This is a genomic window from Acinetobacter sp. AYS6, assembly GCF_025630795.1.
Taxonomy (GTDB): Bacteria; Pseudomonadota; Gammaproteobacteria; order Pseudomonadales; family Moraxellaceae; genus Acinetobacter.
Genome location: NZ_JAOTNV010000009.1, coordinates 86,761 through 99,861 on the forward strand (window position 1 = coordinate 86,761; position 13,101 = coordinate 99,861).

Here is a 13,101-nt window from a genome sequence, read left to right on the forward strand (position 1 = left end):
GAAACCAAAATCTGATTTGGGAGAATAAAAATGAATGCACAAGTGAGCGTGACCGATCTATTTAGCAGAGAAGAAATACAAGAACTCACGCAACCCTCAGATGCATACGGTGCTTGGGCGGTTGCAAGTACATGGGCTGTTATTGGTGGAACATTTGCTAGCTTAATCATAATGTGGGATTACTTACCAAGCTGGGGCAAATTACTTGCTTGTATGCTTGCTTTGGCTATATTGGCTGGTCGCCAGTTATGCCTAGCGATTTTAATGCACGATGCATCTCATAAAAGCTTATTCAAAAATAAGAAAATAAATGACTTTATAGGTGAATGGCTATGCGCTCGGCCAATCTGGAATGATCTACAAAAATACCGTGTACATCATGTTCGTCATCATGCAAAAACATCTACTCCAGATGATCCGGACCTTTCTCTAGTTTCTGGTTTTCCTGTAAGCAAAAAATCTCTTACGCGTAAATTCTTACGCGACTTAACGGGTATGACGGGATTAAAGTTTAGCTTTGGTCGAGTATTAATGGATCTCGATTTAATGAAATGGACCGTTGCAAATGATCAAGTCTGGTTAGACCGCAGCAATAAAGATCTGGTTGATTATGCAAAAAGTCTTGTAAAAAATAGTACTGGAGCCATTGCAACCAATGTAGCACTCTATGGTGTTTTAAAAGCTTTTGGTCAACAACGTTTTTATTGGTTATGGCCTTTAGCTTATTTGACACCATTTCCATTATTTTTAAGAATTCGCTCAATGGCCGAACATGCAGGGATGCAAACGAGTAATACCGCCTTAACCAATACCCGTACAACACGTGCTGGTTGGATTGCTAGAAGCTTTGTTGCTCCTATTCACGTTAATTATCACATGGAACACCATTTAATGGCTTCAGTGCCCTACTTCAAACTGCCGCGTATGCATCGTCTATTGAGAGATCGCGGACATGTTCCAGCACCACCTAGCTATTTTGAAGTGATTGAATCACTTTCATCTAAGCCAGAACAATCTACTTAATTAGTTCAAATAATAAATGAAAGGCCATAAAGTTAAATTTATGGCCTTTTAATTTAAACCAGCCATTTTATGCTGGGTTTGGAAATATTTAGGCGTCACACCCGTCCAACGCTTAAATGCGCGAGTAAAGTGAGATGTTTCAGCATACCCTAGCATTAAAGCAACTTTTTCAATCGACATGTTATTTCGAACTAAAAGTTTCTGGGCATGTTCCTTTTTAAGTAAGTCAATCAAGACTGTAAAACTTGTATTCTCAAGGGCTAAGTAACGTTGTAAAGTTCGTTCTGACATATTCATGATTTGAGCTACCTGTCCCACTTTTAAGGTTTCACCTTGCTCATCCAGAAGCAATTTTTCAGCTACTTGTTTAACTCGCCCTTTCCAACCACTTTTTAACTTTAATTTCTCTATATCCCGCTTACATTGTGCATCTAACAACGGTGCTAGCATTGGGTCTGCTGTTAACACAGGCTGCGCTAAATACTCTTTTGGAAATGTCCAGCTATTACGCTTTTGGTTAAATAAACAAGTGACTGCTAGTTGATCGCTTATTTGAGCAAAACCTATCGGTTCCGGCATTTGTAATTCAACTTTTCCTAAATGAGAAAGCCCTGTTAATTTTTTTGCAATTTGAACAAAACCGATTAACAAAAAAATGTTGGCGTTTGGGCTCAGCTGAAATGCTTTTACGGGCTGATGAATTGACCAACATACATAATTCTTTTCTTGTTTTAGTTGTGGTTTAAAAACATTACAACGAGATCCAATGAACTGCTCAAGTATTTTCAGCGCTTCTCCTAAATTTGGAGAAACCATAGCAGCCATTCCGACTGAACCATAACATGAGGCTGTCATCTCCAAAGCTAAATACCCAGCTAATGCTGGTTGTTCACACAAAGTAATGGCTCGTTCAATAAGCTGGTTTAAGTGATTGAACTCAACATACCAATAAGGCTTTTTTAATTGATCTGCTGTTATGCCGCTTCCATCTAAAAGCTGCTCACCAGAGACACCCCACCGCTTAACAGTCTCGACAATTAAATTAATATAAGTTCCGGGTAATTCTGGATTCATGAGCAACCCATTAAGCAAAATAAAATGGCGTGAAATGGTAAAAACTGTCAGTTCAGGAACTATGCCATGCTTTTAAATTGAGGCATAGTGATTCAAAACAAAATCCGCTGAATTGCACTAGACAGCACAATTTCTGAAAAGAATACAGGTCGCCTTATGAACATTCTGATTGTCCATGCTCATCCAGAACCACAGTCTTTTACCACTGCTCTAAAAAGTACTGCCAAGCAAACCTTAGAAAAATTGGGGCACACAGTAGAGGTTTCAGATTTATATGCGATGCAATTTAACCCTATTGCGTCCAAAGAGGATTTTCTAGAGCTCAACCAACCTGATTATTTTAACTATGCCCTCGAACAAAGAAATGCCAGTAAAAATCAACTTCTTGCTCCAGATATTCAAGCAGAAATTGAAAAAGTAAAAAAAGCTGATTTAGTTATTTTAAATTTCCCACTTTATTGGACATCTGTTCCAGCAATTTTAAAGGGCTGGATTGATCGTGTGTTTGTCTCTGGCTTATTTTATGGGGGCAAGCGGTTTTATAACCACGGCGGCATGGCAGGTAAAAAAGCAATGTTGTGCTTAACACTTGGTGGTAGAACACACATGTTTGGAGAGAACTCAATTCACGGCCCAATTGAAAATTATTTATCACCGATTCAACGTGGTACTTTGGCATATGCCGGTTTTGAAGTTTTACCACCATTCATTGCTTATCACGTACCTTATATTAGCCAAGTAGCACGAGAAACCCTTCTCGACGACTACGTAACCTACCTCACTCATCTAGACAAGCTTGAACCACTAAAATTTCCTAAGCTTGAGCAATTTGATGAAAAACTATACCCACTCTAACGCTATGTTTTAGCTCTAAAAATAGAATAGTCGAATCTATCTTTATATTTTTGGTTATTCTCTCTCATAGTTACTCCCAAGCAGGGAAATCAAAATCGCTTAAAAAATAGATCAAATGGTAAAAAAACTAATGAAAACTTTTTTTATAAAATTAAGAATATAAAAGTTAATCAATAATATACAGATGTAGAGAAACTAGACTTATCAACTAAAAATGACAACTAATACTCATTTCATAATCAATTAATTCATATTTTTACAAAAAAATCTTTGACCATTTTTCTTAGATTTGTGACAAAAATGTCATAACAACAAAGGGCATTACTAATAGATAAAAAATATAAATATCAATTAATTAAATAAATTTAACAATGAAAATATTCCTTCATATTTCATTCATTATTGGCACTATTTGTATAAAAAGTGAGTACTCCTCAGTTCATATAACAGATTTACTCTTATTGTAATTATGCTATTTTTGTTACATGGAGTTATCAAAGCTTTTATAAGTTGTAATTAGAAGCTTTGAAGGCAACACAGTTTAAACGGTTTAACTCTGTTACTTTTAAAAAAATGTCTTGAAGTTCAAGGAAAGATTAAAATGAAATTAAAACATCTGAGCACTGCAATGATTTTAGCAACGCTGCCTGCAACTGGGGTTTTTGCAGCAGCATTGGATCGCTCTGGACAATCAATGTCTGCATTTTTGCAGCCTAATAATTACTTTGAAGCTGGTATTTCTGTTTTAGACCCAGATGTAGCGGGTAAAGAAGCTGGTACAAGTGCAACACGCCGTGATATTGGTGATATGGGTAATGATTATTATTTCCCAAATGCTGCATTAAAACTGCAACTTAATGATAAATTCTCATTTGGTATACTATACGATCAACCATTCGGCGCAGATGCTGAATATTCTGGAAAAAACGTATTTGTATCAGATAGCACCAATACAATTTTAGCTCCTGAAAAATTAGATGCTATTCGTACCAGCACTATTGATACAACATTTAATGGATTAACTGCCGACCAACGTGTAGGTGCTATTCTACAAGCCCAAGGAGTTGACTTAACCTCTGCTGCTGGAAAAGCACAATTTGCTGCTACTTTAAAAGCTTATAATAATGATGCAACCACTAAAGCTGCTATCGATGCAGGTGTTAAACAAGGTGTTGCTGCAAAGGTTGACGCCGGTCTAGCTCAAGTCAATGGTTTGCTTGGTAAAGGTGCTACCAAGGTTAAAGTTGATACCCAGAACCTTGCAATGGTTTTTGGTTTTCAACCAAATCAAAATTGGAACTTCTATGCGGGTGGTGTATATCAAACCATTAAAGGAAACATCAACCTCCGTGGTCAAGCTTACAGTATCTACAATGGCTATGACGCAGATATTAAAGAAACAGGTGGTGCAGGTTGGTTAGCAGGTTTCGCTTATCAAATTCCTGAAATTGCATTAAAAGCATCTTTAACTTATCGCTCTGAAATTGACCATGATGTCAATATTCGCGAAAACTTGCCTACACTTCCTGCTCTTTCATTATTAGGACAAGCTGCAGCTGGTGAAGCAATTAAAAATAGCTCAGCAGATACCACAATTACTACACCTCAATCAGTTAACTTTGATTTCCAAACGGGAATTATGGCTGACACTGTAGCCTTTGCTAACATACGTTGGGTGAACTGGAAAGATTTCTCTGTTCAACCATACAAATTTGGACAACTATCAAAAGTTGTAGGCCCAATTGTCAACCGTCCAAATGGTTTTGATTTAGTTAGCTATTCAGATGACCAATGGACAGTGACTACAGGTGTTGGCCGCAAACTTAATGACAAATGGGCTGGTAACGTTTCTGTAGGTTGGGACTCTGGTGCAGGTGACCCAATCACAACTCTAGGTCCAACAGAAGGTTACTGGAACGTAGGTTTAGGTCTTCAATATAGTCCTACCCCACAAACGTTTATTGCTGGCGGCGTAAAATACTTCTGGTTAGGCGATGCTAAGGCTCAAACTGGTGCACAAGCTGGTGGTGATGAATATGTTGCGGAGTTCTCTGACAACAACGCAATCGCTTATGGTTTAAAACTTGGCTATAAATTCTAAGTTTCAAAACTAAGTAATAAAAAAGGCGCTTAAAGCGCCTTTTTTATTACTTATCTCTTATGCTGGAATACTACGCTTTGAAACTGAACGGATTGCTTCTTTCAAGGCATCATATCCGTGGATAGCTGGAAACTGCGGGAACTCAGCAATCACGTTTGCAGGTGCATCAAATAAGAAACCGTGGTCAGCCTCTCCAAGCATCGTTGTATCATTATATGAATCACCCGCTGCAATTACTCGGAAATTTAAGCCATGTAGCGCCTTAACCGACTCACGTTTTTGATCTGGTTGACGTAGTTTATAAGCCGTAATCATTCCTTCTTCATCTGTCTCTAATTTATGACAGAAAATTGTTGGCCAACCCAATTGTTTCATTAAAGGATGTGCAAACTCATAGAAAGTATCTGACAAGATCACAAGTTGGAAATGAGTGTTCACCCATTCAACAAATTCTTTTGCACCTGGCAATGGTCCCATCTCAGCAATGACTGCTTGAATGTCATTTAAGCCTAAACCGTGTTGTTTTAAGATATTAAGGCGCTGAGTCATTAAAACATCATAATCCGGAATATCACGAGTTGTCGCCTCGAGTTCTTTAATCCCTGTTTTTTTAGCGAAATTGATCCAGATTTCAGGAACTAAAACCCCTTCAAGATCTAGGCATACGATTTCCATGAATGCTTCCAACGTTGGTTAAAAATTGCTGTATCATACCATTAAGATTTTCAGTTTTGCGTTGTTATTGATCAAATCAATTTTATTCATAAGGTTCGAAATTAAAGTGCTAAGCACTTTATCAACTATCCTTTAGAATATTTTTCATAACTCAATGCGCCCAAGCCTTTTGCCAGGAACACACATGACCGTTATTCCGACTATTGATATCGTAGATGCTCTTGCTGCTGAATATGCCACCAAAAGCCCTCGAGAAATTTTAGAACTTGCTTTAAGCCAACAAGGTGAAATCGCAATTTCATTTTCGGGAGCAGAAGACGTTGTCTTAATTGATATTGCTTCACGTTTGGGTAAGCCGTTCCGTGTCTTTAGTCTCGACACTGGCCGCCTGCATGCTGAAACTTATCAATTTATTGAAACTGTCCGTAAACACTACAATATCAATATCGAAATTTGTTTCCCTGAATCTGAAGCTGTTCAAAACATGGTAAACGAAAAAGGTTTATTCAGCTTTTTTACAGATGGTCACCAAGAATGTTGTGGTATCCGAAAAGTTCAGCCTTTACGTAAAAAACTTGCGACTTTAGATGGCTGGATTACGGGTCAACGTAAAGATCAAAGCCCTGGTACACGTACAGAAATTCCAGTAGTACAAGCAGATGCGGGTTTCTCAGGTCCAGGTAAGCAGCTCATTAAATATAATCCTCTAGCAAACTGGACAAGTGCTGAAGTATGGAGCTACATCCGTATGATGGAGATTCCATATAACCCTCTTCACGAACGTGGTTTTGTTTCTATTGGCTGTGAACCATGTACACGTGCTGTATTACCGAACCAACATGAACGTGAAGGACGCTGGTGGTGGGAAGAAGCGACTCAAAAAGAATGTGGATTACACGCAGGTAATATGAAAAAGTAATTTGTTATCAAAAAACCACTGCTAAATCAGTGGTTTTTTTTATGTCATGTTCCGTACACAAAGTCATATTTTATCTACTCTAAACGCTATATACTTAATTTTACGGTTCTATAATTCTAATAAGAGCTCAGATAAGGGCTTCTTAGAAAAATGCATGAGGCACAATGATTTATGCGTCCATTACACCCAATTGATTTCATTTTTCTGTCACTTGAAAAAAGACAGCAACCCATGCATGTCGGTGGATTATTTTTATTTGAAATTCCAGAAAATGCACCTGAAACTTTTGTACATGATTTAGTAGAAGATATTAAACGCTCAAAAAGCATTCCTATTCCTCCGTTCAATAACCGTTTAAATGGCTTATTTTGGGATGAAGATGAAGAGTTCGATATCGATCATCACTTTCGTCACATTGCTTTGCCTCATCCGGGCCGTATTCGTGAACTACTGGTTTATATTTCACAGCAGCATAGCTCATTAATTGATCGCGCAAAGCCACTTTGGACATGTGACATTATTGAAGGAATCGAAGGCAATCGTTTTGCCATGTATTTTAAAATCCATCATGCAATGGTCGATGGCGTTGCGGGTATGCGTTTGATCGAGAAATCCCTATCAAAAACACCTGAAGAGAAACACGTGGTTCCTCTATGGTGTGTTGAGAGCAAAAGAACTAAACGCCTAAAAGTACCTACTCCAAGTACAAGCAAAATTAAGAGTATTTTAGGTGGTATTAAATCTCAACTCGATATAGCTCCTAAAGTGATGCAAGAGCTATCTCAGACTATATTTAAAGAAATGGGTAAAAATCCTGATTATGTTTCTACCTTTCAGGCGCCAATTTCGATATTGAACCAAAGAGTAAGTGCTTCACGTCGCTTTGCTGCCCAATCATTTGAATTGAGCCGCCTTAGAAAAATCTCAAAGGCATTAGGTGTCACAATTAACGATGTTGTGCTGGCTGTATGTTCTGGAGCTTTACGTGAATATTTGATTAGTCAAAATAGCTTACCTAAAAAGCCACTTATTGCCATGGTACCAGCTTCATTACGTACAGATGATTCTGACATGAGTAACCGGATTACAATGATTTTGGCAAATCTAGGGACTCATAAAGACCAACCATTAGAACGTCTAGAAATTATTCGTCGCAGCATGCAGAATTCAAAGCAACGCTTTAGCCGTATGACTGCAAATGAAATTTTAAACTATAGTGCAGTTGTTTATGGTCCGGCAGGATTAAACATCATGTCAGGAATGCTTCCTAAGCGCCAAGCGTTCAATTTAGTCATTTCCAATGTCCCAGGACCACGTGAGCCGCTTTATTGGAATGGCGCGAAATTAGATGCTCTCTACCCTGCTTCCATTGTCATGGATGGACAAGCTCTAAATATTACCATGACGAGTTATTTAGATAAGCTTGAAGTTGGATTAACAGCTTGTCGAAATGCTTTGCCAAAAATGCAAAACCTTTTAACTCACTTAGAAGATGAGATTCAACGTTTTGAAGAAATTATTGCAGAGAAGCAGCTGAAACATCATTCAGCAAGTTAGAAAAATTAAGGGGCTTTGAATTGGCCCCTTATTTTTTAATTGTGCGGCACTGGTTAAGCAACTGATGACATACTGAACGAATCATTGCAGTTGTGATCGGTACTTCTTTACCTTGGTCATTCAACATATAGCAGCTATTTACTGGCGTACTTTCTAAAACATGTTTAAGACCGTTGCTAATTAAGTTTTCACTTACATTCATGGGTTATACCTCTTATTGTTTGCTAAGACGTTAAATAGGGAGAACGTCTACGGCTACTGTATGTAAGTAGTATTTAAAATTCATGAATGAAAGTAAAATTTCAGTTGTAACAAGGATTAAGCGATATCTTGTTACAACTTTAACTTAAAATGATATCGTATTGCTCTTGCGTATATAAATTTTCGACCTGAAATTTAATTACACGTTTGATGAAATGCTCTAAATCTGCCACTGCGGGCGCTTCTGCTGTTAATAATCGGTCAATCACAGAAGGATGAGCAACAACAGTAAAGCCACTCGTTGACTCAAATGCACGGGTATATCGTAATATCTCACGAAATATTTCGTAACACACTGTCTCTGCTGTTTTGACAAAACCACGTCCTTGACAGGTTGGACACGACTCACATAACAAATGTTCTAACGATTCACGTGTTCGTTTGCGCGTCATTTCGACCAGACCAAGTTCTGAAACCTGAGTAATCTTAGTTTTGGCGTGATCACGCTCAAGCATTTTTTCGAACTGACGCATCACCTCTTCACGGTGAATTGCCTCTTGCATGTCAATAAAATCAATAATGAGAATACCACCCAAATTACGCAGTCTAAGTTGACGCGCGATAACTTGAGTCGCTTCCATATTGGTTTTAAAAACCGTGTCCTCAAGACTACGACCACCTACATATGACCCCGTATTAACATCAATCGTTGTCATGGCTTCAGTCTGATCGATCATCAGATAGCCGCCTGACTTCAAAGCTACGCGGGTTTGTAAAGCTTTTTGAATATCTTCTTCGACATTATAAAGATCAAATAGTGGTCGTTCACCTGGATAATGAATGAGTCGACTCTGCATATTCGGAACAAATTCTTCAACAAACTCAAGAAGCTTGGCGTGAATTTCTCTCGAATCGACATAGATCTTTGCAGTTTCATCACTAGCCAAATCTCGAATAATACGTTGAGGTAATGGTAGCTCTTCAAAAATTAAGGAAGGAACAGCAACATCTATTTGTTTTCGTTGGATGTATTCCCATAATTTACTCAGATAGCACATATCCTGTGCAATTTCTGCCTCATCTACACCTTCGGCAGCTGTACGTACAATCACGCTACCCGGCAAATTATGTTCAGATTGAATCCCTTCGATAATATTACGTAGTCGCTCTCGTTCTTCTTCAGACTCAATACGCTGAGATACACCAATATGATTACCATATGGCATTAAAACCAGATAACGAGAAGGGATTGAAAGATCAGTACTCAGACGAGCCCCTTTCGTCCCCAACATATCTTTCATTACTTGGACAGTAAGCGTTTGCCCAGGGTGTAAGAGTTCAAAAACATTTGGGGTAGGCTGTGACCGAGGCCAAACCATATCATTGATATGTAAAAAGGCTGTTCGAGACAAACCAATATCAACAAAGGCAGCTTGCATGCCCGGAAGCACCCGCACGACTTTACCCTTGTAAATATTGCCGACTAGACCACGTTTGACTGTACGTTCGACATACAGCTCATTAACAGTTCCGTTTTCGATTAATGCCACCCGACACTCCATAGGCGTGACATTAATAAGTAATTCTTCTGACATACATAAACTCAAAGCGTTATAAAATTTTTATTAAAGAGTCAGAGAAGCTGTTAACTTTGCCTAGTGTTTATCGACAATGCTATTCAATTAAGAATGATAACAACCTCTTATGTCTTTACTCTTTTGAATAACTGTGCAAATTCGTATAAAGGAAGTCCTACCACATTACTATAACTTCCTTGAATTTGGGGAATATATTGAGAAGCAATTCCTTGAATTGCATATCCACCGGCTTTCCCAATAGGCTCCCCTGTAATCCAATAATCTTCCATATCTTGTGCAGTCAGATGCTGGAATTCGACTTGTGTTTGTACCACCTGACTTAACATTTGTTGCTGCGTAGCAATACATAGTCCAGAAAACACATCATGCCAACGTCCAGACAATTGTTTCCATATCTCAAAAGCATGGCTCTTTGATTCAGGCTTACCAATAATTTGACCATCAAGCCCAAGACTTGTATCGGCAGCAATAACAATTGCTTCTGGAAAAAGCGTCAGTACAGTTTGCGCTTTTTCTCTAGCCAACCGTTCAACATAGTGATGAACCAGCTCATTCTTATGAACAGACTCATCAATATCCGGGCTATAGATTTCAAAATCCAAGCCTAGCTGTTGTAACAACTCCTTCCGACGAGGAGAGCTAGATGCTAAAACTATATGCGCCATTTTGCCAAACAATAATAGACGATTGGCCACGTGATGATACTTGTCATCAATGGTTGCCAATGTCTAGCAATCGAAAAATGAATTCCACCCATGGTCTGGGTTACCCACATAAACGCTAAATGAGCAATAATGACCAGCGTTGCAATTGTCCATAAATTACCAAAGGTTAAAATACGGCGCTCCCGAATTAAAAATCGGGTAAGGAAAGTCATAATTACAAAACTTAAGGCATTGAGACCTAAAGGAGCATCAAGCAATAAGTCTGTAAAAATCCCCATTCCAAATGCAAACCAGACCCCACACCATGTTGGCTGACATACCACCCAAAACAGCATAATCATCAACATGAATAATGGGCGCCAACCTGAAATATCGTAGGATAGCGGGTAAACCATGAGCACCGAGCCTACAATTACAGAGATAATTATTCCCCATAATGGATCTTGGCGCTTTTCTCGTTTCAGTTTAGCGATCGGCATATGGCTGCTCCTTCGCTAATGACTCTGAGAAAAGTATAACGACATGGTGCCCTGTTGCTAGTTGCGCGGCTGGTGTCACATCAATTTCTGCAAACTCGCCTGAATTATGACGTCTTATTTTAGCAACTGTACCCACTGCATACCCTGCTGGGAAATGTTCACCCAATCCTGAGCTAAACACTTTATCACCCACTTGAATATTTGCACTGGTCGGCACATATTCCATTTTTAAACGGCCCAAATCACCAGTACCAGACACAATCGCTCGCATTCCAGTGCGTTCAAGACGTACCGAAAGTGAATGTTCTTTATCTGATAACAACATTACACGTGAGCTATGAGGATATACATTAATGATCTGTCCCATAATCCCCTTATCATCCAGAACCGTTTGACCGACCTTTAAATGGTCCATAGAACCACGGTTAACAATGATGATATGACGCAATGGGTCTGCATCTGTCCCAATCACTTCGGCAATCTCCATACGTCCATCAATAATTAATGGAGTATCAAGAAGACCTCGCAAACGGGTGTTTTCAGCTGACAGTTCAGAAAGCTTCTGTAAACGAACCTGAGCTTGTAAAAGCTCAGCCTGCATCGCAGTATTTTCACGACGCAGTTGTGCTTCAGATTTTGTTTGTTGATTCAGCCATTCTCTCGACAGTACTGGATAACTGGCCAATGCATAAATTGGGTTATATGCAGCGTACAGGACATCCCTTGCTGGCTGAATTACATAGGGCATGCGCCAATCAAAGAATAGCACAACCAAGCATGTAATGACCGCAATAATGAACGAGCGGAAAGATGGCGGCTGTCTTGAAAAAATATTCGGTTGCACCGCCTAATCCTTAAACTTAACCGACGAAAAGCATGTCATGGTTCGGGTTGTCGAAGAATTCCAATACTTTACCGCCACCGCGAGTTACACAAGTAAGAGGATCTTCAGCAACCACAACTGGTAAACCAGTTTCTTGAGCTAACAATTTATCGAGATTACGAAGTAATGCACCACCACCTGTCAACACAATACCGCGCTCGGCAATATCAGAAGAAAGTTCTGGAGGAGTTTGCTCAAGTGCAGATTTTACTGCGCTTACAATATTTTGTAATGGATCAGAGATTGCTTGAGTAATTTCGTCAGAAGTTACAGTAATTGCGCGAGGCACACCTTCTGCAAGATTACGACCGCGTACTTCAATTTCTAATGTTGTGCCATCAGAAACAGCCATACCTACTTCTTTTTTAATAATTTCAGCAGTGGTTTCACCAATTACACAACCGTGAGCTTTACGAACATAATTGATGATTTGCTCATCAAAAACATCGCCCCCGATGCGTAAAGAGTCAGCATAGACACAACCTTGCAATGAAATAATTGCAATTTCAGTTGTACCACCACCAACATCCACAACCATAGAACCACATGCTTGTTCAACTGGCATACCTGCGCCAATTGCAGCAGCCATAGGTTCTTCAATGAGACGAACATCACGGGCACCAGCATTAAATACTGCTTCGCGAATCGCACGACGCTCGACCAAAGTTGATTTACATGGTACACATACAACTACACGAGGTGCAGGTGGGAACAAACGTTTTTCGTGAACTTTACCAATAAACTGATTCAACATGGTTTCAGTCACTTCAAAATCCGCAATTACACCGTCTTTCATTGGACGAATTGCAGAAATATTCGCAGGCGTACGGCCCAGCATTTGCTTAGCATCTAGACCTACAGCAGCAACAATTTTTTGTGAACCACTGTGACGAATTGCCACAACTGTTGGTTCATTTAATATAATGCCGCGGCCTGGTGCATAAATAAGTGTATTTGCTGTACCTAAATCAATGGCTAGATCCGGCGAAAACAAGCCAATTAGTCGTTTTAGAATCACGGTTCGTTCTCAGTTAAACTTTCATGTGGATGCAAGGTGGCAACTTTAAACTA

Annotated in this window: 13 protein-coding genes; 5 read left to right on the plus strand and 8 right to left on the minus strand. The window is 39.2% G+C overall.

What is annotated here, in order from left to right; translation table 11 throughout:
* Positions 1-30: 30 nt before the first annotated feature.
* Entirely contained in the window at positions 31-1,023 is a 993-nt protein-coding gene (locus OD757_RS14875) for a fatty acid desaturase family protein (RefSeq protein ID WP_263032345.1), read from the plus strand.
* 48 nt (positions 1,024-1,071) lie between these two features.
* Here OD757_RS14875 and OD757_RS14880 read toward each other — a convergent pair whose 3' ends face one another.
* Positions 1,072-2,097: an AraC family transcriptional regulator gene (locus tag OD757_RS14880; protein ID WP_263032346.1), complete on the minus strand. Its 1,026-nt coding sequence runs from the start codon at positions 2,095-2,097 to the stop codon at positions 1,072-1,074.
* 156 nt (positions 2,098-2,253) lie between these two features.
* On the opposite strand from OD757_RS14880, the gene OD757_RS14885 reads away from it, so the two are divergent.
* A complete protein-coding gene (locus OD757_RS14885; protein ID WP_263032347.1) occupies positions 2,254-2,952 on the plus strand; it encodes an NAD(P)H-dependent oxidoreductase in 699 nt (232 codons plus the stop codon).
* A gap of 601 nt (positions 2,953-3,553) precedes the next feature.
* On the plus strand, positions 3,554-5,053 hold the full coding sequence (locus OD757_RS14890; protein WP_263032348.1) for an outer membrane protein transport protein: 1,500 nt from the start codon (positions 3,554-3,556) through the stop codon (positions 5,051-5,053).
* A gap of 57 nt (positions 5,054-5,110) precedes the next feature.
* On the opposite strand, the gene thrH is transcribed toward OD757_RS14890, so the two are convergent.
* Complete coding sequence (thrH, locus tag OD757_RS14895; protein WP_263032349.1) at positions 5,111-5,728, minus strand: bifunctional phosphoserine phosphatase/homoserine phosphotransferase ThrH; 618 nt, start codon at positions 5,726-5,728, stop codon at positions 5,111-5,113.
* A gap of 184 nt (positions 5,729-5,912) precedes the next feature.
* Between thrH and OD757_RS14900 the strand changes: the two genes are divergently transcribed.
* Together OD757_RS14900 and OD757_RS14905 are read left to right on the plus strand one after the other, a co-directional pair.
* The gene (locus OD757_RS14900; protein WP_004789321.1) at positions 5,913-6,647 is read left to right on the plus strand and encodes a phosphoadenylyl-sulfate reductase; all 735 of its coding nucleotides are present in this window, start codon (positions 5,913-5,915) and stop codon (positions 6,645-6,647) included.
* Positions 6,648-6,818: 171 nt separating this feature from the next.
* A complete protein-coding gene (locus tag OD757_RS14905) occupies positions 6,819-8,204 on the plus strand; it encodes a WS/DGAT/MGAT family O-acyltransferase (protein ID WP_132071658.1) in 1,386 nt (461 codons plus the stop codon).
* A 28-nt stretch (positions 8,205-8,232) separates the two neighbouring features.
* Here the strand turns inward: OD757_RS14905 and OD757_RS14910 are convergent, their stop codons facing one another.
* From OD757_RS14910 to OD757_RS14935, 6 genes are all read right to left on the minus strand, one after another.
* Positions 8,233-8,406, minus strand: coding sequence for a PA1571 family protein (locus OD757_RS14910; RefSeq protein ID WP_002116397.1), 174 nt, complete (start codon positions 8,404-8,406; stop codon positions 8,233-8,235).
* Positions 8,407-8,545: 139 nt separating this feature from the next.
* On the minus strand, positions 8,546-10,000 hold the full coding sequence (gene rng / locus OD757_RS14915; RefSeq protein ID WP_263032350.1) for a ribonuclease G: 1,455 nt from the start codon (positions 9,998-10,000) through the stop codon (positions 8,546-8,548).
* Between the two features lie 107 nt (positions 10,001-10,107).
* A complete protein-coding gene (locus OD757_RS14920; protein WP_263032436.1) occupies positions 10,108-10,668 on the minus strand; it encodes a Maf-like protein in 561 nt (186 codons plus the stop codon).
* On the minus strand, positions 10,656-11,147 hold the full coding sequence (gene mreD / locus OD757_RS14925) for a rod shape-determining protein MreD (protein WP_263032351.1): 492 nt from the start codon (positions 11,145-11,147) through the stop codon (positions 10,656-10,658). Before mreD ends, OD757_RS14920 begins: the two co-directional genes overlap by 13 nt.
* Positions 11,134-11,991: a rod shape-determining protein MreC gene (gene mreC / locus OD757_RS14930; RefSeq protein ID WP_009389719.1), complete on the minus strand. Its 858-nt coding sequence runs from the start codon at positions 11,989-11,991 to the stop codon at positions 11,134-11,136. Before mreC ends, mreD begins: the two co-directional genes overlap by 14 nt.
* A gap of 16 nt (positions 11,992-12,007) precedes the next feature.
* On the minus strand, positions 12,008-13,048 hold the full coding sequence (locus OD757_RS14935; RefSeq protein ID WP_004789315.1) for a rod shape-determining protein: 1,041 nt from the start codon (positions 13,046-13,048) through the stop codon (positions 12,008-12,010).
* Between the last annotated feature and the right edge of the window lie 53 nt (positions 13,049-13,101).

Coding starts and splice junctions, on each gene's coding strand:
- rng (WP_263032350.1), bottom strand. CDS start 10,000: ATGTCAGAAGAATTACTTATTAATGTCACGCCTATGGAGTGTCGGGTG.
- OD757_RS14885 (WP_263032347.1), top strand. CDS start 2,254: ATGAACATTCTGATTGTCCATGCTCATCCAGAACCACAGTCTTTTACC.
- OD757_RS14880 (WP_263032346.1), bottom strand. CDS start 2,097: ATGAATCCAGAATTACCCGGAACTTATATTAATTTAATTGTCGAGACT.
- OD757_RS14890 (WP_263032348.1), top strand. CDS start 3,554: ATGAAATTAAAACATCTGAGCACTGCAATGATTTTAGCAACGCTGCCT.
- OD757_RS14920 (WP_263032436.1), bottom strand. CDS start 10,668: ATGGCGCATATAGTTTTAGCATCTAGCTCTCCTCGTCGGAAGGAGTTG.
- OD757_RS14875 (WP_263032345.1), top strand. CDS start 31: ATGAATGCACAAGTGAGCGTGACCGATCTATTTAGCAGAGAAGAAATA.
- OD757_RS14900 (WP_004789321.1), top strand. CDS start 5,913: ATGACCGTTATTCCGACTATTGATATCGTAGATGCTCTTGCTGCTGAA.
- thrH (WP_263032349.1), bottom strand. CDS start 5,728: ATGGAAATCGTATGCCTAGATCTTGAAGGGGTTTTAGTTCCTGAAATC.
- OD757_RS14910 (WP_002116397.1), bottom strand. CDS start 8,406: ATGAATGTAAGTGAAAACTTAATTAGCAACGGTCTTAAACATGTTTTA.
- mreD (WP_263032351.1), bottom strand. CDS start 11,147: ATGCCGATCGCTAAACTGAAACGAGAAAAGCGCCAAGATCCATTATGG.
- OD757_RS14905 (WP_132071658.1), top strand. CDS start 6,819: ATGCGTCCATTACACCCAATTGATTTCATTTTTCTGTCACTTGAAAAA.